This is a genomic window from Roseimaritima multifibrata (assembly GCF_007741495.1).
Taxonomy (GTDB): Bacteria; Planctomycetota; Planctomycetia; order Pirellulales; family Pirellulaceae; genus Roseimaritima; species Roseimaritima multifibrata.
Window position 1 is genome coordinate 2,523,114 of the sequence record NZ_CP036262.1, and the last position, 21,234, is coordinate 2,544,347.

The 21,234-nt window shown below is 55.6% G+C and carries 14 protein-coding genes; 8 read left to right on the plus strand and 6 right to left on the minus strand.

Going from position 1 to position 21,234, the window contains the following annotated elements; genetic code table 11:
- Nucleotides 1–1,024: 1,024 nt before the first annotated feature.
- Both FF011L_RS09205 and FF011L_RS09210 read right to left on the minus strand, forming a co-directional pair.
- Complete coding sequence (locus FF011L_RS09205; RefSeq protein WP_145351392.1) at nt 1,025–2,146, minus strand: serine hydrolase domain-containing protein; 1,122 nt, start codon at nt 2,144–2,146, stop codon at nt 1,025–1,027.
- A 6-nt stretch (nt 2,147–2,152) separates the two neighbouring features.
- On the minus strand, nt 2,153–2,860 hold the full coding sequence (locus FF011L_RS09210) for a metallopeptidase (protein WP_145351394.1): 708 nt from the start codon (nt 2,858–2,860) through the stop codon (nt 2,153–2,155).
- Between the two features lie 213 nt (nt 2,861–3,073).
- On the opposite strand from FF011L_RS09210, the gene FF011L_RS09215 reads away from it, so the two are divergent.
- Nucleotides 3,074–4,849: an ABC-F family ATP-binding cassette domain-containing protein gene (locus FF011L_RS09215; RefSeq protein ID WP_145351396.1), complete on the plus strand. Its 1,776-nt coding sequence runs from the start codon at nt 3,074–3,076 to the stop codon at nt 4,847–4,849.
- A 138-nt stretch (nt 4,850–4,987) separates the two neighbouring features.
- On the plus strand, nt 4,988–6,076 hold the full coding sequence (locus FF011L_RS09220; protein ID WP_145351398.1) for an SAM-dependent methyltransferase: 1,089 nt from the start codon (nt 4,988–4,990) through the stop codon (nt 6,074–6,076).
- Nucleotides 6,077–6,237: 161 nt separating this feature from the next.
- Here the strand turns inward: FF011L_RS09220 and FF011L_RS09225 are convergent, their stop codons facing one another.
- Nucleotides 6,238–7,770: a serine/threonine-protein kinase gene (locus FF011L_RS09225; protein ID WP_145351400.1), complete on the minus strand. Its 1,533-nt coding sequence runs from the start codon at nt 7,768–7,770 to the stop codon at nt 6,238–6,240.
- Nucleotides 7,771–7,856: 86 nt separating this feature from the next.
- Entirely contained in the window at nt 7,857–8,141 is a 285-nt protein-coding gene (locus tag FF011L_RS09230; protein ID WP_145351402.1) for a transcriptional regulator, read from the minus strand.
- Between the two features lie 439 nt (nt 8,142–8,580).
- On the opposite strand from FF011L_RS09230, the gene FF011L_RS09235 reads away from it, so the two are divergent.
- Both FF011L_RS09235 and FF011L_RS09240 read left to right on the plus strand, forming a co-directional pair.
- Nucleotides 8,581–11,418 (plus strand): hypothetical protein, encoded by a 2,838-nt coding sequence (locus FF011L_RS09235; RefSeq protein ID WP_218933096.1) that lies wholly within the window; start codon nt 8,581–8,583, stop codon nt 11,416–11,418.
- 36 nt (nt 11,419–11,454) lie between these two features.
- Complete coding sequence (locus FF011L_RS09240) at nt 11,455–12,825, plus strand: glycerate kinase type-2 family protein (RefSeq protein WP_145351406.1); 1,371 nt, start codon at nt 11,455–11,457, stop codon at nt 12,823–12,825.
- Here FF011L_RS09240 and FF011L_RS09245 read toward each other — a convergent pair.
- Both FF011L_RS09245 and rpiB read right to left on the minus strand, forming a co-directional pair.
- A complete protein-coding gene (locus FF011L_RS09245) occupies nt 12,764–14,302 on the minus strand; it encodes a lipopolysaccharide biosynthesis protein (protein ID WP_145351408.1) in 1,539 nt (512 codons plus the stop codon). The two genes, FF011L_RS09240 and FF011L_RS09245, sit on opposite strands and share 62 nt — an antisense overlap.
- A gap of 302 nt (nt 14,303–14,604) precedes the next feature.
- Nucleotides 14,605–15,102 (minus strand): ribose 5-phosphate isomerase B, encoded by a 498-nt coding sequence (rpiB, locus tag FF011L_RS09250; protein ID WP_145351410.1) that lies wholly within the window; start codon nt 15,100–15,102, stop codon nt 14,605–14,607.
- Between the two features lie 277 nt (nt 15,103–15,379).
- Here rpiB and FF011L_RS09255 point away from each other — a divergent pair, with 277 nt between their 5' ends.
- The 4 genes from FF011L_RS09255 (at nt 15,380) to FF011L_RS09270 (ending at nt 21,218) form a co-directional block, all read left to right on the plus strand.
- Entirely contained in the window at nt 15,380–17,290 is a 1,911-nt protein-coding gene (locus tag FF011L_RS09255) for a 30S ribosomal protein S1 (protein ID WP_145351412.1), read from the plus strand.
- Between the two features lie 244 nt (nt 17,291–17,534).
- Nucleotides 17,535–19,718, plus strand: a complete 2,184-nt coding sequence (locus FF011L_RS09260) for a methyl-accepting chemotaxis protein (RefSeq protein ID WP_218933097.1) — start codon at nt 17,535–17,537, stop codon at nt 19,716–19,718.
- Between the two features lie 205 nt (nt 19,719–19,923).
- Entirely contained in the window at nt 19,924–20,598 is a 675-nt protein-coding gene (rpe, locus tag FF011L_RS09265) for a ribulose-phosphate 3-epimerase (RefSeq protein WP_145351416.1), read from the plus strand.
- Between the two features lie 41 nt (nt 20,599–20,639).
- Nucleotides 20,640–21,218: a histidine phosphatase family protein gene (locus tag FF011L_RS09270; protein ID WP_246109833.1), complete on the plus strand. Its 579-nt coding sequence runs from the start codon at nt 20,640–20,642 to the stop codon at nt 21,216–21,218.
- Nucleotides 21,219–21,234 lie beyond the last annotated feature (16 nt).

Here is a 21,234-nt window from a genome sequence, read left to right on the forward strand (position 1 = left end):
TCAATTAAGTACGATTCAAAGGCTTGTTTTGGGGGAGAGGGGCTGGGGGAGAGGGGCCGACAGCGTTGGGCCAGGCGTGGCATAATCGCTTGAAATCCGAGGCGTTTACCGCGTCTTCGCTGCAAAATCGCCGCCTGGAAATCTCCCCCTCTCCCCCAGCCCCTCTCCCCCAAGCAAGCTCCACTAAATCAAACAAACAGGCAGAGATCACGCAATGAGCTAGCAGAGATTTCTTTCGCCCCAAAGAGCTCGCTTAGGGGCGAGGGGAGCCAGACTTTCTTTATTAATAAATCGCAAGTCCCGAGAGGCGGAGCTACGAGGGCGGCACCGCCGCGACACGATTGCTGATTCATTGCCATTCTTTACGGGCAATGGCACGTAGGCGAGTCTCTCCGAGACTCGTGCTCGCGAGGGCTCTCCGCCTCGGAGAGGCGGAGCTACGAGACTCGTGCTTGCGAGGGCTCTCCGCCTCGGAGAGGCGGAGCTACGAGACTCGTGCTTGCGACGTTCTCCGCCTCAGAGGACGTGCGATTTGTAAGTGAAGTAAGTCTGGCTCCCCTCGCCCTCAAAACAAGCTCGCTTAAAACAGGTTTGATACTGGATCAACGGTTCGCCAGCTAATTCAATTAAGTACGATTCAAAGGCTTGTTTTGGGGGAGAGGGGCTGGGGGAGAGGGGCCGACAGCGTTGGGCCAGGCGTGGCATAATCGCTTGAAATCCCAGGCGTTTACCGCGTCTTCGCTGCAAAATCGCCGCCTGGAAATCTCCCCCTCTCCCCCAGCCCCTCTCCTCCAAGCAAGCTCCACTAAATCAAACAAACAGGCAGAGATCACGCAACGAGCCAGCAGAGATTTCTTTCGCCCCAAAGAGCTCGCTCAGGGGCGAGGGGAGCCAGACTTTCTTTATTAATAAATCGCAAGTCCCGAGAGGCGGAGCTACGAGGGTAGTTCCGCCGTTGCCAGACGGTGGTCCCTACTCGGAAACCGTCACCGATAAATTTCACGTCCCGAGCGAAAGGCGACAATTACTTGGTTTTCAGAATCGTGTCAGCGACTTCGGCCGCCAGTTTGTTGACGCTCCCTTTTCCGTCGGGGTGCAAACGATTGCTCAAAAAGACAAACACGATTTTTTGCTCCGGATCGATCCAGAGGACCGTTCCGGTGAATCCGCCGTGGCCAAACGCCGCATCGGACATCGCTGTTGGGCGGTTGGACGAGTAAGGCGAATTGACATCCCAGCCTAATGCTCGCAGCCCGCGAGGCACTTTTCTGGGCGTCGTCATGGTTTTAAAGGTGGCGGGCGAAAAGATTTTGACGCCATCCAGTTCCCCTTCTTGAATCATTGCTTGACCGTAGCGAGTCATATCGGCTGCGGTTGAAAACAATCCTGCGTGACCTGCGACGCCGGTCATGCGGGCAGCTCGAGGGTCATGAACCTTTCCGGTCAACCATTCGCCGCCAACTTTTTCAGTCGACGCCGCCCGTTTCTGGAGCGGTTCCGGAGGGTTGTAAGTCGATTCTGTCATTTTTAAAGGAGCAAAAATATGCTCTTGGACAAACACGTCGAGTGGCTGTCCACTGACCTCTTCAACCACTTTTCCCAAGACCTGGAATCCAACGTCCGAGTACGCGAATTTCTCGCCCGGTTTTGCCGTCGGTTTTAGGTTCGCCAAATTCTGCCAGTTCTTCGCTTGATCGTCGCTGTAGTCTCGCAGGGAGTTGTCTGGAATCAGGCCTCCGCGATGGAGCATCAGATCGGTAATCGTGATCGTTTCCTTTCCGTTGGCACCAAACGCAGGCCAGTATTTAGCGACAGGGGCTTCGAGGTCGATTTTGCCTTGGTCGACCAAACACATGATCGCGGTTGCCGTGGAAACCGGTTTGGTGATGCTGGCCATGTCGAAAACGGTCTCCATTTCCATGGGACGCGAGGACGGCTCGGATTGGGCTTCGCCGACGGCGGTGGAGTACAGGGTTTCCCCGTCGCGGGTGATCAACACAACGGCTCCGGCCATCTTCCCTTCGGTGATCGCTTCGGTCAGGAGGGCATTCGCCTTCTCATCTGACTGCCCCATCAAAGGCTGCGAGGGAAGGGCAAGCAGGGCGCAAAGGGCAACAGGAGCGGTTACAGCGTGTTTAAAATTCATGGCCGGTTATTTTCCCCAGGTCTGTTCTAAGAAGGAATGCATGTGTGGGTCGTGTGCCTTTAATTCGGCTCGGACGAAAGGATAGAAATCGTTAACGCCAAGGTACGCTTCGGTAGCTTCAGCGAAATACTCCTTGGCGTTGTTCATCCCGTAATGTTTGACGCGACGGCCAGTAAAAAGTAAGACGTCGTCGTAGGTGCCGCCAGCTTTCGCTTGTTCGTACAGGTCACGGATCTCTGCAGAGTCGAATCCGATGACTTGGTCGTGATAGGCGTGTGCCAATTCGTGCATGATACAGTACGGATGCTTGGCCCAGGTTTGACGACGGATCAGGTCGGCAGCTTTGGGGATGTGGACGTGTTTGGCCATCGCCGGATCGTGGCCGTTCTTCAGTAACCAGTTCCGGTTGGGGTGGTACTGAAAGGAACCCAATTCCGAATTCTCCAGTTCGACCCAAATCGGCATCTTTTGCAGTTCCGCAACCCGTTCTTCGGGGAGGATGTAGGTGACCCTCTGCAGATGATTGGCGAGGGCTTTTAACGCTTTCGAAGATAGTTCGGGCTGTTCAAGCAGGCGTGGCTCAATCCGGACGGTCCACCCTTCAATGTTTCGGACGACCGGTTCGTAGCCCAGGCAGCGGGCCGAGAACACCGATAACAGGAAACAGCCAGCCAGCAGGGGGGACAGGCGTGGCAAGGAGGGGCGGGCTTGCATCGGTGACCTTCGGCGAGGGGAATGGGACAGCGACTTCCGGACCGCGTCGGCGTGGGATCGAGGGGATTTCGACGAGCGGCGAAGGTCACCAAATCGATAGGTCCGTTGGCTGCCGGGTTCACTGTAATGAGTTGTCGGGCTACGATTTTGGTTCGTGCTTTCACTGCAATGCGTTATTTGCCTTCTTCCTTCAACCTTTTGTCACGATAGTCCATGGCGGTTTTACTGCAAGTTCGCGACGCCCATAAGCGATACGGTGACCAGATCTTACTTGATGGTGCCGACGCCCATATCACCGATGACGTCAAAGTCGGCTTTGTTGGTCGTAACGGGGCGGGGAAATCGACCCTCCTGCGTGTTTTGCTAGGGGAGGAGGAACTTGATTCCGGTGAAGTGATTCAGCACCCTCGACTGCGAGTCGGCTACTTGCGGCAGCATGATCCGTTTGTGGCAGGCGAATCGGCACTCGATTTTTTGATGCGGGACAGCAATCAGCCCGACTGGAAATGCGGAGAAATCGCTGGCCAGTTCGAACTGAAAGGGCCCTACTTGGAAGGTCCGGTCAAAGAATTGTCGGGGGGGTGGCAGACGCGGGTTAAATTGGCCGCACTGTTGCTGCACGAGCCGAATTTGTTGCTGCTGGACGAACCGACGAACTTTCTGGATGTCCGGACTCAGATCTTGCTGGAGCATTTCCTGCGAGATTTTCGCCAGGCTTGTTTGATCGTTTCTCACGACCGTGCTTTTTTGAAGGCGACTTGCGGCCAGACATTGGATCTAAGCCGCGGCAAACTGACGATGTATCCAGGGAAAATCGACGACTTCTTGACTTATCAAGAGGAACGTCGCGAACACGATCAGCGGGTCAACGCGACCGTGATCGCTAAACAGAAACAGCTAAAGACCTTCATTGACAAGAACCGTGCCAACGCCAGTACGGCCAGCCAAGCACGTTCCAAAGCCAAACAATTAGAACGATTGCAGACAACCGAAATCGAAGTCGATCTGCCAACGGTCACCATCCGAGCCCCGCAAGTGGATCCTCGGCAGGGGCCCGCCGTGCGGACGACCGACCTGGCCATTGGGTATCCCGAACGAACCATCGCCAGCGATATTCAGCTGGAAATCGAACATGGCGAACGAGCGGCCATTGTTGGGGATAACGGACAGGGAAAGACCACGCTGCTGCGGACGTTGACCGGTTCTTTGGAACCTTGCGACGGGCATATGAAATGGGGGCATCACTGCGATATCGGTGTTTATGCACAGCACGTTTACACCACGTTGCCCCAAGAAAAAACGGTGCTGGAATTCTTGGAGTACGAGTCGACGCCGGGGACGACGACCCAGCAGATCTTGACGGTTGCCGGTTCGCTGCTGTTTCGCGATGAACACGTACAGAAAAAAATTAAGGTCCTGTCCGGGGGCGAACGAGCTCGGTTGTGTCTCGCTTCCTTGCTGCTGGGAACCCACAATATCCTTGTCCTGGACGAACCGGGAAACCACTTGGATGTCGAAACCGTTGAAGCCCTGGCAAATGCCCTGTTGGCTTACAAAGGGACGGTCATCTTCACCAGTCACGACCGGTACTTCATGAAGCGAATTGCCAGTTGCATCATCGAAGTGCGTGATGGAACGGTGAAAAATTACCTGGGGGATTACGACGCCTATCTCTACGCGATGAACAAAGAAGTCGACGACGGAGAACGGGAACGAAACGCAGGGAAAGGGGGCGGAGGAGGAAAGTCGGGTGGATCGAATGGTTCTCGTGGAGGCCAACGGGATCAAAAGAAAACCCGCAACGAAATCAAAACACTCGAACGCAAGATCGCTTCCCTCGATAAGCAAAAGAAAGAAACCAACGACGAATTGCTTACCTGTACCGATCCCAAAAAGGCGCTGGAACTGCACAATCAGCTGGCCGAATGGAATAAAGAATCGGAAGCCTTGGAAGAACGCTGGTTAGAGCTGAACGACGGCAACTGGTAGGGGACTTTTGGGGGTTCTTGGTGCTCGCTTGCCGGAAGGCGGATTAGGGTGGGGGTGTCCACTGGAGCCGATTTTTGGTTCTGCTAGAACAGTGCTTGCTTTTAGCGTGTGCTCCCACTTTTATTTCGAGTTGATTTGATGTCCGATGCCCAGTTTGTGATGGTTGCCTGTCAGCGTGGTGCTGAAGGGGTTCTGAAAGAGCAGTTGGGCAGGGAAGGGTTGCGACTAGCGTTTTCACGCCCCGGTTTTGTGACCTTTAAGGTCGATCCCGAGGCCGCGGATGCGGTTGCCAAGTCTCTCCCCCGGAATCCGTTTGCTCGGGCCGTCTGCCACGCTGCCGGGAAATCTAGAAATAGTGATCTGGAAGTCCTGCTGGCCGCTGCCAAAGATTCGATCACAAAACTACGGCAGACCGATGATCGCCCCTTTGATCAACTGCACGTATGGTCTCGAGACCGCGCGGTTGTCGGTGAATTCGGATTCGAACCGCATGCTCCCAACCCGTTGGTAGAAGATTTAGCCGAACGGCTGTTTCAGCATCTGTCCGCCTCTGGCGATGTCGTTTGCAACGGTCCTAACTTGACCGCCGGCAAGGGACAGCGAATTTTTGATGTGATCATCGTCGATCCGGGCGAGTGGTGGTTTGGTTGGCACCTTGCCGAAGACCTGCCGACGCGCTGGCCGGGGGCCATTCAGCCGATCGACGCCGATAAAGAAGTGGTTTCGCGAGCCTATTTCAAACTGGCTGAGGCTCTGGCTTGGGCGGGGTTTCCGATGCGGCCAGGGGATTTGGTTGTTGAAGTCGGAAGCGCTCCCGGCGGAGCCTGTCAGCGTTTGCTGGAACTGGGGTTCAAGGTAACCGGAATCGATCCCGCGGAAATGGACGAGGAAATCCTCGAACATCGGCACATGACGCACGTCCTGGCTAGAGCCGAAGATTTAAAGATCAGCGAGTTCCGCGATTATCGCTGGTTGATCGTCGACGCGACTCTGAAACCACCGAAGGTGTTGTCGATGGTCGGTCGGATCCTGTCACATTCAGACGTTCGCATTCAAGGGATCGTGTTGACCTTAAAGCTGGGCGATTATGACCGCGCCGCAGAGATCCCCGGCTGGATACAGCAGGTCGAACGCTGGGGATTTCCCAAAGAATTGATTCAGGTTCGCCAATTGGCGACAGGTCGTTGTGAAGTCTGCCTGATCGCCAGCCACGAATATCGGCCGTAGTTCAATCGGCTAGGCAAAGATCCAGGGCTGCCAATGCAGCCGTTGTTATTTCGCCTAGCGAGGTCGCGATCTGGATGAGGTCGCGAGCTGGATATCGTATGACAGCGAAAGATGTGAACCCCCAATTAGATTCTGGGGGCACGGTTTCTCGACCGGACCGCTTACCTTATTTGCCGTCGTGGCGTTTTGGCCAACAGCTTTGCCAAACCAGCTCTTAGTTCACGGACTTTTAGTGGCAGCGGCAACATCCGGCGATGAGGGGCTGTGTGAGCGTCTTGAATGAGGCTGGTTTGTCTGCGGTCGACCAACAAGATCGACGCGACATCGGCGGTATGTTCGTCGGCTCCGAACCGATTGAATGCATCGAGAGCCGACCTTCCCAGTTCGGCGGCACTGAATACCACGCAGTCGGCAATCGGATCGTCTAGCGGATCAAATCGCTCGAGCGCTCGTGCTGGGTCTGCGATCACGAGGACGCGGTAGCCTCGGTTTTTCAGTCTTTGGCGAATCGCATTTTGCAGTTCGATTTTCGATTCGACCAAGAGGACAACCAGTCCCTCTCCTTCGCTGGCCGGATCGTCGTCGTCATCGGGGTATTCAAGGATGATCTTGCCGTCGTCCAGGACTCGCTGCATTGGTCCCGCTTCCAAGCGAGCCATCGACTTTTTGATATCCGCCTGCATTTCTGCAGCCGATTGGTAACGCGCTTGTGGATCCAATTCCATTGCTCGATTGACGACGTGGATCGCCGGAGCCGGGATGTCCTCTTTGATCCGGTGGATCGGTTCAATTGTCTGAAATCGCGTGACGTTCAAACGTTTCAAGCGGTCCCGTGTATCGGGCATTGGCGGCTGACCGCAGAGCATTTGGTACAGCATCACTCCGGCAAAATAGATATCGCTTCGCGGATCGTCCTTGCGGACGTTGGTTCCACGTTCCAGTGCGGCGTAATCGATCGCTCGAGCATTCGGGCAATCGGCAATCTTGTCCGGGTTATTGCGGTCGGCCAAAGCTGCCAGGCCAAAGTCGACCAGTTTTGCGACGCCCTGGGAACTGACCAACACGTTCGACAATTTCATGTCACGGTGAGAAATCCCTTGGCTGGCTGCGTGAGCCAACCCCGAGGCGATATCGTGCATGATCTTTAGTGCGGTCTTGGCGGGAAGCGTCGCCCGCAGGTGCATCAGTTCTCGCAGGGTTTGCCCTTCGACAAACTCCATCGCCATGTACGGGTGATAGGTGTCCGGTTCGACATCGTAAACGCTGACGATATTGGGATGGCGTAGCTTTAAACCCATCGCCCCTTCGCGAAGGAACTGTTCCAGCTGAGCCGCTTCATCACGGAATCGCTTGCGAAGCACTTTGACGGCAAAAACGTCTTTCCCCGTGGTTTCCGCGTCTTTGGTTTTCAGGTCCCCAAGTTTCTCCGAGCGATAAACGCGAGCGAAGGTACCCGCACCAATCAAATACAGGACTTTGTAGGGGCCATAGAAATAGCCGATTCGGTCGCCACGCAGAATCTTTTCGGTCTGGAGAGTCGTTAGCAGGCCGTGACGCTGCATCGCTCGGGAGAGCGAGTCAAGACTGTCATCGCCAGCTGCAACGTCGCGACGTGCTTTCTCAACATCTAGTTGATTGGCCAATCCCAGATCGACGATTCGCTGCATAAATAGTTCGGGGGTAGGTTCGCTCATCCAACCAATACACGCGATCCGCTAAGAAATGAAGTCGTGACTGAAAAGTCTCTATTGTACCTACCTTGCCCGGAGGTGTTAGAGACCTATTTCATTTCGTCGATTTGAGCCTGCAAACCGTCTCGTTCGCGACGTGTGGCTTCTAGATCAAAGATCAAGTATTTCATGTCCAGACGAAGCTGAGACAGGGCTTCTTGGACCAGATTCAGAATGCGGCGGCGGCGAGTGCTGCATTCGACAACGCGATCGACGGAAGGTCGCATGGCGTCGCGGTGTTCGGCAGGAAGGGATTCGATGGCGCGGACCAATTCGCGAAGTTCGTTAGGCATATCTTCGTTGACAACGGCGGCGTGGCGAATCGACTTTTGCATCAAAGCGGCTCCAGAGGGAGTGGGTGGTCAGTCACTCGAGGATTCGAGTGTTTCTGTTGAGGTACTTCTTGCACCTCGAGTGCCGCATCCCTGCTTCGTTGCTCAAGTCGTGTCGTAAGTGGTTGTCTGTCAGTGACTTATGGAGAATTGTCGGTTTTTGTCCGGCTGAGCGATGTTGTAAAAACACCACACCAGCGATCTTGACCTGCATTCCTAAATTAATTAACTACCGACACTTACGTCATTTTTCCCGAACGCATCCGATGTTTCGCGTTTGCAACATTAGTCTCATTGTTCAGCCATCGTGACGCTAGGTCAACGATTTCACTCGACGTCCGACTTGAATTGGCTTGATTGGCTGCGGCCCAAGCCAACTGGGGTGGCGCTGTGCATTGAGAAAAGTGTCGGAGTATCGCGGATACGGGAGTTTTCGCTGACTTTGACGACACTTTGGAATCTGCTTCGAAAGTCCCCCGCCAGGCGATGTTTGCTGCTGTTGATCGCCCTCGTTGCAGGGCAGAATCAAGTATTTGCTCAGGTCACCGACAAACTAGACAGTCTGCCGCTCCAGTGGCAATTGGCCGAAAATGATTGTCGGGCTCGCGTTATCAAGCACCAAATCGATCCAACGGGTGGTAACGATCACCGCCCATGCGAAGCGATCACGTTGTCTGCAGGGCATGGGACACGTTTATTGCTGGAATACCGTATCACTCCGGCTCGCGTTATCGACGAATTGAATGCGAAGCTGTGGGTCCGCAGCGCCCAGGCTGGCGTGAGGATTGGAATGCGGATCCGATACCCCTACGTTCACGATCCCGAATCGGGACGTACCGAAACGATGATCCTGTTTGGTCAGGCGCATCGCCGCCCGGGCAAATGGGATCGCTTGGCAATCGGAGGGCTGCGAGGCCCGATGCGAGAACGGGAAGCGGCACTCCGCGTAAAATATGGACATCAGGTTGACCTCCGAGATCCATTTGTCGATTCGATTGTCGTCGACGTCTACAACCGACCTGGAATGATGACGATTCGGCTGGACGATTTGACGGTCGAGCAAATGGTCCCGGTTGGAAGCGTGAGTGTATCGGGACAGCAGAGTTTCAAGCGGCAATCCGACGCTCCACTGGCAGCCGACCAACTGCGGCACGAGACACCGATGCGATCGTTGTTCCCGACCGATCAAACGACTCGCATTATCGAATACAACCAGGAACCGCTTACCTATTTACGCTCGATTGGATTTGATGCGGTGCTGCTTGCAGAACCGCCGACCGATGCCATTTTGCGCGAGGCGAATCGGGCCAAAATGATGGTCTATGCCCCTCCACCGATCGCGCCGAATCCCGACTGGGAACCGTTGTTAGACAATGTTGCGGGCTGGTATTTAGGGACGTCGAAATCGCTTGCCGATCAACCCGACGTCCGTGCGGAAGTCCAACGATTGCAAAATTTCCCGCGGCTTTGGCAGCGTCCATCGTTTGTCGCTCCTGCGGAAGCATGGGGCGGATATGCGGGGATCGTGCCTGCCTTACTCTACGACATGCCACCGACGACCTTGGGAATGGTGCCAGCCGAAGAGGCGGATTATCTGCGGGATATCCGCGAACGAACCAATCGGTCGATTCCCTTTGCGATCGGAATCCAAACTTCGCCAGCGGCCTCTTTGGTGCGTCAGGTCAATGCGTTGGCCGATCAGATCGGAGCGGAAAAAGTCGCCGATTATGGTTGGCATCCAATGTGGTTGCAGACGATGCGGGCGCTGCAGGCTTGCCCTCGAGCCATCCTGTTTCGTTCTTCGACTTCGCTGGCCAGCGGATCCCAGATCGATCAACAGCGGGCATTGGCGGCAGGATTTGTCAATCGCTGTGTGGAGGCGGTCGGGCCGCTTGTTGCTCGAGCTCAGTCGGCCGGTGCGATGCGATGCACCGGAGCTAACTATAGTGCTCATCGATTGAATCTTGGCCCTACGGATGTCGTTATCGCCACCTCCAATTCCGCCGGTCCGATCAGTGTTCTGGCTGGCGATGGGGATGTGCTGGAGGTTCACGTTCCCGCGACGATGGCTCATCGCTACGCGTGGCGGTTGACCGGAATGACAGCGGAGCGGATCGACATCGAATCGACTCCGACAGGTCCTAGTTTGCAGGTCATTTCACCCGATGTCGCCGAACTGCTTCTGTTGTCCGATGATCCGGCGCTGGGGCATCGTATTAGTACGCATCTGGCAGATTTGGCGATGCCCGCGGCGCTTGATCGCTGGCAATTGACCAGCGAATCGGTCTTTCAAACTCGACTGGACTGGGAATCGGTTGTTTCGACGCGATTGGCTCCGTCGAGTGCCATTCCCAGCGGATTGCTTGCCGGAGCGGCGAACACGCTGGTCGAAGGGGAACCGTTGTACCGAGCCGGCGAAGGGGCTGCGACATTGCGATTGGCACGTCGAGCCGACGCGTGGATGTTGCGAGCCAAGAATCATTTGTTGGCAAACGTGTTGCCTGATCGGCAGACTCGCTACAGTTTCCCCGCGCTGTTTGCTCCCGGAGGGATGCAACTGCAGGTCGCGTTGACGCCTCGTTTGCGTTCGGGCAGTTGGTCCCGCAATCTGCTCCCCTTGGATCCGCTGGAATCGCCGCAAAAGTTTGCCGAATCGGGCTGGTCCTATGATCGACGGTTGGAATCCGTCTGTCGGTCGAATTTTGATGTGATTCCCATTGAACGGATGCCCTCGGCACAGTCGCCGTTTTCCTCGAATGAGAAAACGACAGAATTTTTGGCCGGGATCGATTCCGCCCAGGTTGAACAAGCCAGCTTCTTGCAGGCCCCGAATCAAAGTGAATCGGTGCGGGCCATGCGAGTGGAAGTGGTCGCGATCCGAGACACCGTTTTACCTGGTGGGTATGCGGGAACGGCCGCGCGGGTTCAAAGTCCGTCGGTCGACTGTCCTCCCAATAGTCTGATCCGCGTGAACGCTCGGATGCGGACCATCGGTTTCGGAGGCCCGTTTCAGGGCGTCTTGGTCTATGATTCGTTGGGTGGTCCCGAGTTGGGAGTCCTGGTCCGCAGCCCCGACGAGTGGCAGCAGATCGAAATCTACCGGCAAACGACCTCTGCCGCATCGTTGAAGGTTATGTTTGAAGTGATTGGTGCGGGGGAAGTTTTGATCGATGACGTTCAGGTCCGGACATGGGATGCTCAGGCTGTCGACCAAAGGCAACTGCGACCGATTTCGCCGGACCTTCGTGTCGAGCAAGCTTCCCGCGGTTCCGGCCGGTAAAGCCGGTCCGGTCGACAATAGGTAATAAACGGAAACATGCAATCGAACCCACGTGCTCTTGCGGAACAGATTTGGTTGGCTGGCGTCGATGCGGTCCGAGCGGAACCTTTGCTGCGCAGTCAGGTCCGTTTCATCGATCAGCAGATCGGTTGCCCTGAATTCGATTTGGACGTCCCACAGGGTGGTCGTTTGGAAGTCGTCGGAGCGGGGAAAGCTGCCGCGGCGATGGCCGCAGGCTTGGTCGCCAGTTTCGGCGAACGTCAGCGATTTAAAGCCGAACTGACCGGCTGGGTGAACATTCCTGCAGGAACCGAACGGGACGCGGGCCCAATCCACCTGCATGTGGGGCGACCGGCCGGAGTGAACGAACCGACGGAAGCCGCGATGGAAGGGACGCGTCGTCTGTTGAACCGAGTTGAACAGTTGGGATCCGACGATGTTTGCGTCGTGTTGATTTCAGGTGGCGGATCGGCCCTGTTGGCCGCTCCGCTGGACGGGATCACGCTGGCAGACAAATTGGACACGATTCGCTGCTTGAGTGCTGGCGGCGCCAATATCGAAGAACTGAATACCGTTCGCAAACATTTGAGCGCTGTGAAGGGGGGCGGATTGGCCAGAGCCTGCAACGCCGGCCGGTTGCTGACGATTGTGATTTCGGATGTCCTGGGGGACCCCCTCGATTTGATCGCTTCGGGACCGACCATTCCCGATCCTTCAAGCCGACAAGACGCGCTCCAGGTGCTTGCTCGATTTGATCCTCAGCGGCGGTTGCCCGAATCGATCTATCGCCTGCTTGAAAAAGAGGAGGGTGCGACGGGGGACGGGAACGCCGGCTTTCCGCCGATCTGTGAAACGATCATCTTGGCGAACAACGCGATGGCGGTCGATGAAGCGGGGATCGTTGCCGAGCAACTAGGATTTCAGCACGCCATGCATGCCGCCGGGAAGAGCGAAGGGAATGCCGAGGCCGTCGGAAAGCATCTGGCAGAAATGGCGCTGGCCATGCTTCGTGAAGAGGGGCCGAATTGTTTGATTACCGGCGGAGAGCCAACCGTCGCGTTGGTCGATTCCGAGATTCGTGGCAAAGGAGGACGCAATCAACAATTGGTCTTGGCAGCCATGCAGCGATTGTCGGCGGAGGACGTCAGCGATTCAGAGCGTCAGCGAATTGCCATCCTGTCGGGAGGGACCGACGGCGAGGATGGGCCGACCGATGCCGCTGGAGCCGTGTTGGACGCCGGCGTTTGGGAGCGCTTGGCGCTCCCGGAAAGCCGCGATTTAGTGATCGGCGATTACCTGCATCGCAACGATGCGTATTCTTTTTTTACGCGACTGAACGGGCTGATTAAGACGGGGCCGACTCACACGAATGTTTGCGATTTGCGAGTCGTTGTCGTGGATCGATAATCTGCAACCCTTCCACGATCCAGCCACGCGTCTGTTCGCTCAGGATCGCCACCGCGGCGACGCAGAGGATCGAAGCCAGCGGATGGTACAGCAAAGTCGCGGGCAAGAGTGTGGTCCAGATAAGGCTGCTATCCCAGCGGAAACCGGTGCCACGCATCGCGACCCAGATCCCGACCAAAACAATCAGGTTGGAGACCATCGTCGCGATCACGGCCCCTTTTAATCCCAGAATCGGCAGCAGCAGATGGTTGAGCAACAGGTTGGCCACCAAGCCGATCCCAAGCGCCCAGCCGACGTATTTGCCTTTCTCGGCAACCCACAAATAGTTTTGCGCGATCGCCGCAATGGCTCCCCAAATACTGAACGTAAATGCCATCGGCATCACCGCCAGTCCGCCTGGGTAACGCCCCGCAAGTAGGGTGTCAAACATCCATGGCGAAATCCAGAGGGCGACGGCTCCTCCTGCGGTGAAGAGGCAGGCGACGGCCAGTAAAATCTTGCGAAGGCGGTCGCGAACGGCTTGGTGACGCCCCGCTTCCCAGTCGCTTGTTAGATAGGGAAGCAAGATTCCGCTGGCCATCGCCGCCAGGGAAAGCAGTAATGCGGGAATCAGGCGGGCGCTGTGGTACTGACCGACAAGGGATTGCCCCAGGTCGGCTGCCGCACTGAAATGCAGAATCATATAGCGGTCCGATAGTTCGAACGCATTGGCCAGCAGGTTCATGACCCAAAGAGCCGCTGCGTACGGGAGGACCCGTTTCCACATCGACGGTGCATGCAAAGGGTCGGTGTTATGAGGGATCGCGTGCCAGTAATGGGCCAGGACCCACCATGCTGGGAGCGTCCCGATTAAACACGAAGCGGCGAAACTATAGATCAACCCCAGCAGGCTGCCATCGAAGTAAAGCCAAGCGATAGCGATGACCGTGAAACTAACACTGTTGATGAACTGCATGATCGAAACGACGCGAACCTGTCGCAGCGAGGCGATCAATTCGTTCATGCTGTTGAAAATGGTGATGGAAACCACCGTCAACGCGACGGCGACCACAAGGTTCACGCTGGTTGGTTCGCGGAAAATCAGCCATCCAAAGATCTCCGGTAACAGCAGCATCGCCGCAAAACCGGCACAACTGAGGACGCCGGTAAGCCACAGGATTCGTCTGAGGAAGGCTTTTAGGTGCCCTTGGTTTAGGTAGGCCGCCACGTAACGCGGCAATGATCCCGGCAGGCCCAGCAGCAGCATCGGGGTAACCATGGTGATGAATCCCAGAGCCATCGCCCATTGCCCCAGGACGTCATCCTCCAACATTCGGCACATCCAAATGCTGCGGAAGAATCCGATCCCGCGTTGCACGATGGTCATCGCCAGCATCACCGACATCCCTATCGCCAGCGAATCTGCCGGGAACGCCGCGGCAGGTTCTGCGGCCGTCGGTTCGGCGGCTGCCGGAGGATCGGAAGGGCTGGGTATCATGCGGGTCGGAGGTCGCGTGCAAGTCGGAAGCGTTTCGGGTACGGAACTGCAACACCGAAATCGTAAATCAGCCACGCCCGCAAAAGGAAGCTGGGCCGGTACCGATCAACTCTTCCACGCAAGCCACCGGAATGCGGATAGCCTCCTGGCCGGTTTTTGCAGATTTACCGAACCAGACGACAAGGATTCCGGTTGTAGCAATCAAACGACGATATGGACAAACGACGATGTGGGCAAACGACGATGTGGGCAAACGACGATGTGGGCAAACGACGAAGCGGACAAACGCCGTAGCGATCAAACTACGACGTGGGCAAACCTTCGCGTTCAAGTTTGAGAACCGCTTCCAGCCGCCGCGCATGGCGTTCTTTTGGGGTGTACTCCGCCTTTAAGAAGGCCTTGATCACCTCTTTTGCTAGCTCGGGACCGATGACGCGACCGCCGACGCACAGGACGTTCATGTCGTCATGTTCGACGCCTTGGTGGGCGGTGTAGGAATCATGACAGACGGCGGCTCGGATGCCGGCAACTTTATTGGCCGCGACGCTGACGCCGACACCACTTCCGCATACCAAGATCCCTTTGTCCGCTCGACCGGCCACGATTTCGGCCGCAACGGCGATCGCAAAAGTCGGATAATCGCTCGGCGTTTCGTCGTAAGCACCACAGTCCTTAAGAGTTAATTCGACGGGTCGGTCGGAAGAACCTTCGGATAACCACTCGGCAATAAACGATTTCAGTGGAAAACCAGCGTGATCGCCAGCCAAGACGACACGAAGGGGCGTTTTCGAAGTGGGCATTTTTAGGACTGCGAAAAAAGAGTCGAAATAAAAGGGAAGGGAATTGTGGGAAAAAAGAGCGGGATTCCGCAACGGCCGTTGTCTCTTTTCCACGGCTTTGATAGTGTTTGCGGATTGTGCCACTGTTCATTTTGTGAACGGAAGGTTTTTTCACGTCCATTCCTCTAACCCCCCGAGCGTGCGAACGGCTCTCATCTTGTAATCGCTTGGCTGGTTCGCGTAAACGTCCAGCGGCTCAAGATGCATCCCTTTGCGGCTCAATGAGACTGAGTTCCACATGGTAAATCGTAATCTGATCCGAGCCCTTGAAGACGATGATTTGGCAGAAGAGTTGGCATTGCTGGCTCCTGCGGAAGATACTGAAGATGAACTGTTCAAGGCCTTAGAGCAGGAACAGCAGGACTACATCCAAGGTAAGATTGTTGACGGCCGCATTGTCGAATTGAACGACGAATGGGCATTGGTTGACGTCGGTTTCAAGAGTGAAGGAACCATCGGTCTTGATGAATGGGGGCCTGAAGAGGCTCAGCCGAAGGTCGGGGATACCGTCAAGGTCCTGATCGAGGAAATGGAAGACGAATTGGGGGCCGCGGATGACCCCTACGGCATGATCTCGCTGAGCAAGCGAAAAGCCGAAAAGATCATCCAGTGGGAAGAGATGATGGAATCGGTTGCCGAAGGCCAAGTGGTCACCGGTACCGTTATCCGCAAAATCAAAGGTGGATTGCTGGTCGATATCGGCGTCAACGTCTTCCTGCCAGGCAGCCAAGTCGACATTCGTCGTCCCGGCGACATCGGCGATTTTATCGGTCGCGTGATTCAGGCCGAAGTCCTGAAAATCGACGATACCCGCCGCAATATCGTCATCAGTCGCCGCTCGTTGATCGAAAATCAACGCGAAGAAGATCGTGCGTACCTGATGAAGGAACTGGAAAACGGCCAGATCCGCAAAGGGATTGTCAAAAACATCGCCGACTTCGGTGCCTTCGTCGACCTGGGCGGCATCGATGGCCTGCTCCATATCACCGATATGGCTTGGGAACGAATTGGACACCCTTCGGAAATGGTCGCTATCGACCAGGAAATCGAAGTCAAAGTCCTCAATATCGACCGCGAAAAGCAGAAGATCGCCCTCGGTCTGAAGCAAAAAGATCGCAATCCTTGGGAAAACATCGAAACCAAGTACCCTGTCGATACGACCCATCCTGGCGAAGTTGTCAACGTCATGAGCTACGGTGCGTTCGTCAAACTGGAACCAGGCATCGAAGGGCTGGTTCACATCAGCGAGATGAGCTGGACCAAGCGAGTCAACCATCCAAGCGAATTGGTAAACATCGGCGACAGTATCGAAGTGAAGATTCTGGGTGTCGATCCAGAAGGCCAACAGCTTTCGCTTGGTATGAAGCAGACTCAGAAGAATCCTTGGGACGAAGTCCTCGATCGTTATCCAGAAGGTACCGACGTTTCCGGACACGTTCGAAACCTTACCAATTACGGTGCTTTCATCGAATTGGAAGAAGGAATCGACGGCCTGTTGCATGTCAGTGACATGTCCTGGACCCGTAAGATCAGCCATCCAAGTGAATTGCTTGAAAAAGGCCAAGAAGTTCATTGCCGCGTGCTGAGCGTCGATCAAGATCGCCGCCGTATCGCACTCGGACTGAAACAGCTTGATAGCGATCCTTGGACCACCGATATTCCTGAAAAATATCAACCGGGCCAATTGGTCAACGGTAACGTCACCAAAATCACCAACTTCGGTGTCTTTGTTGGCTTGGAAGACGGACTGGAAGGCCTGCTGCATATCTCCGAATTGGCCGACCACAAAGTGGACGACCCGGAAGAAGTTGTCAAAGTTGGCGATCCGATCGAAGTCAAAATCCTTCGGGTTGATACCGACGAACGTAAAATTGGCTTGTCGCGCAAACGCGTCGATTGGGCTGAAGAGCAAGAAGAAGCCGCCGCTGAAGAAGAACGTCAACGGACCGCTGGCAGCGATGAGCTGAAGGGTGGTCTTGGTGGCAGCGACGGATTGTTGATCCCGACTTCGAGCCCTAAGGGTGAAGCAACGGAAGTTGCAGCGGCCGAAGAAGTCGCCGCCGAAGAAGCTCCAGCCGATGAAGCTGCAGCGGAAGAAGCTCCAGCAGAAGCTTCCTCGGAAGAATCCGACGAAGAACCAAAAAGCTAGTTTCGACTAAGCAATAACAGAATCGAAAAAGCCAGGGCGGCAACGTCCTGGCTTTTTTGTTGCGCCAGCAGCACCTCCCACCTCCCACCTCCCACCTCCCAACTCCCACCTCCCACCTCCCACCTCCAGTCGGATCGGAAGCCCAAAAAGCACTAACATGGGGGTTTCCCCGTTTTTCGTTTCCCGGTGGTTGCGAAAAAGCTATCTTCGTTTCGGACCCTTCCCTGCGACGTGTGCCGAATCCATGCGAATTATTTCGAAATTACTGTTGGCGACAGCCCTCCCCGCAATTCTTGTGTGGTCGGTGGGGATCTATGCGTCCCGGGTCAGCCAGGCCAGCTTGCGGGACGTTTTGGAGGATAATTCGACCGATAGGGCTAGGGAGGTCATGGATGAGATCGACTGGATCATCCAGACCCGGACGACCACTTGGCAGGCCTACCTCAGTTCTCAGCATGTGGTTTCTCTGCTGCATTCCTCGAATGAAGAGTTTTCCAAGGAGCCGAACGTCCAGGCGATGATCGCCGCACGCGACCGTCAGTGGCAAATGGGCGGCGAGGAGGAGACCAAGTGGATTAAGCAGATCACAAATAACGAACTGTCTCAGGACCTGCGCGCTTGGTTGGGCCGACTGGAAAGTGTGGCCGGTTATCCCGTGTTCGGGGAAGTCTTTTTGACCAACCGCTACGGCGCCAACGTGGCGCAGACGGCGCGCACGTCCGACTACCGGCAGGACGATGAAGCCTGGTGGAGTCAAGCGGTTCGCGATGAGGTGGTTGTCGGAGCGGTCGACTATGACGAAAGCGCACGCCTGTATTCGATTGATATTTGCATCAGCGTGGTTGGAGAGCGGGGGGAACTGTTGGGCGTTCTCAAAGCGGTTATGAATATCCGAGAACTGCTTCAGGTGGCCGACGTGACGCGGGGCAAGCAGTCGCTTGGTGGCCGGTTGATGCTGTTCGACCGCGAGCAGCGGATCATGAGTGGCAATATGGACGGATCGACTCCGCTGCCCGATGGCTCGCCCTATTTAAAAAAGTTGCGTTGGAAGCCCGGTCAAACGGAGCGTTTTGAAAGGCATGTCGATCCCTCCAATGGAAACGTCTGGGTCGCCGCGTTCGCTCGTTCACGCAATCAGGCGGGCCGGCCGAATATGGGCTGGATCGTCATGGATGCCCAGCAAGAAGCAAAGGTTTTTGCTCCGGTATGGAAGATGCGCAAGCAAATCGTTTGGTTCGCAAGCTTCGTGACACTGGTCGTGATTGGCATCGGTTGGTGGATAGCCCGTTCCATTCGTCGTCCCATTCAAGATTTACTCGATGGGACCGAGAGGATTATTGAGGGGGATTTCGAACATCCCATCGTGGTTTCTAAAATTCGCGAACTAGGGCGTCTGGGAACCGCTTTTAACCGGATGTCCGCCGGTCTGAAATCGAACCTGGCAGCTAGAAGTGAGCAAGAAGCATTGTTGAAACAGCAGTTTGAAAGGTTGAAAAAGCAGAGTCTGACGCTCGCTTCGCAGGAGGAATTGTTGGCGGCGCAAAAGGAGCGTGAGCATCTGTTCGATGCGATTCGGAACGCGGCGGAGCGGGTGAAAGTCGCCAGTGAAAACATTCTTGCGACCACCAGTAATCAGGCCCGTGGGTCGCAGGAACAAGCCGCAGCGATCTCGGAAACCGCCTCGACCATGCAGCAGGTCGCTCAGATCGCCAGCCAGACAGCGGACCGCGCAGACTATATGCTCCGGGAAGCCGAGCACGCAGCGGCTGGAGGCGAAAGGGGACGGCAGGCGCTTGCCAAATCGACCGCCGCAATCGGCGCATTGAAACATCAGATCGCCGGAACGGCTGCCGTGATCGTTTCCCTCGCAGAGCGTGCAACCGCGATCGGGCAGATAACTTCGACCGTTCGGCAGATCGCAGAGCAAACCAATATCCTTGCCCTTAATGCCGCAGTCGAAGCTTCGCGGGCTGGGGAGCATGGTAAAGGTTTCGCCGTGGTTGCCGCCGAGGTGAAGGGGCTGGCGCAGCAGTCAAAAGAATCGACAAAACAAGTTCGTCAGATTTTGGCGGAAATTCAACAGGCGACTTCTGCGTCGGTTAGTTCCATCGAAGCGGGGACTTTAGCGGTTCAGCAGGCGAACCTTGTCGCGGAAGAAACCCAGGTTTGTATCCATCAATTGCTGGATACGATTTCTGATTCCGCGCAAACCGCTACGAAAATCTCGCAGTCTGCGACCCAGCAGGCGGTCGGAGTCGGCCAGCTGAATGAGGTCTTGCATGGCATGGAAACGGTCGCCTCGGAGAACGCTGTTTCGCTCCAGGAGATCAATCAGGCGGTGTTGGACCTGAACCGCTTGGGGGGTGAGTTAACCGCGTTGACAACGGAAAATGGCGATGCTTTCCGCCCGGTAGAGGGGTCGCTTTAAAAAAAAGCAAAAAACAACTGCGGTGCGTTTGTTTCCCTTGTGCGGCTGCACAAGCCGTAATTATGTGAGGAATCGCTAAGGTCGGTTGCCGATAGCTCCCCAATGAGGGAACGCTCGAAAATGGGTGAATTGACAACATCGGAGGTGCTGATGACAACGGTCTATCTTGCATACCACTTACTGACTCCAAAGGCCATTTGAAGCGATGCTTCAGCAACGTCTCGACCGAATCCGCAACATCACCCCTGCTGTGCTCCCCAGTCTGCTGCAATGCGACTTTGGAGACTTGCGTGGGGAATTGGAGCGTTTAACGAAGGCAGGGGTAGAAGGGCTCCATCTGGATGTGATGGATGGCCATTTTGTTCCAAATTTGAGCTATGGGATGCCGATTGTCGCTGGACTGCGGCGTTGGACGGACATGCCACTGGATGTCCACTTGATGATTTCCGACCCGGCCGCCTACATCGATGCGTTTGCTGACGCCGGTGCAGACATGCTGACTTTTCATATCGAAGCGGTCGAAAATCCGTTAGCGATCATTGACCAGATTCACCGTCACGGTATTGTTGCCGGAGTTGCTATCAATCCTGATACACCGATGGACCGTTTGGACGGTTGTGTTGAAGCAACCGATGCGGTTCTAGTAATGAGTGTGAAAGCAGGTTTTGGGGGGCAGGCCTTCCGTCCCGAAGCGATTGAGCGACTGAAATCACTCCGTGAGGCCTATCCCGACTTACTCTTGGAAGTGGACGGCGGGATCAAGGAAGAAACCATTGGAGATTGCCGCCAAGCCGGTTGCGATCTGTTTGTCGTTGGATCGGCCATTTTCGGTCAATCCGATTACCAAACCGCCGTTTCCCGATTACGCGATTTGCTGTAATCGATTCATCCCCGTATCTAAAGTGCATTATGTTCCGAGTCGTGTTGGTGCGCCCTGGTGCTACCGAATTCGATCAGCAAGGGCGAATTAAAGGTTCGCTCGATATGCCTCTTTGCGACCATGGTCGCGAACAGGCAAATCATGCCGCCAAGGATCTTCAGGAGGTCGATTTCGAAGCGGTCTATACGGCGCCTTGCGAATCAGCAATCGAAACGGCAAAACTGCTGATCGGTGGACGCAAGATCAAGAATAAGGTCATCGAAGGGTTGAGGAATGTCGACCACGGGTTGTGGCACGGTAAATTGATCGACGAAGTCCGCAGGCAGCAGCCACGGGTCTACAAGAAAGGGCAGGATTCGCCCGGGGACCTTTGTCCTCCGGGAGGCGAGACAATGGAATCTGCCAAAGAACGCGTTCAGCGGGCGCTGCAGAAAATTATCCGCAAGCATCGCAAAGGATCGGTCGCGTTGGTGATCCCTGATCCGCTGGCAAGTATCGTTCGCTCCCTCCTTAGCGGCAAAGAGATGAGGGACCTGTGGAAATCGGAAACCGACGCAGGGACCTGGGAATGTTTGGAGCTGTGTGAACCGGCTACCAAACCACAATTCTTGTTTGTCTGATCGGTTCCCATTGGGG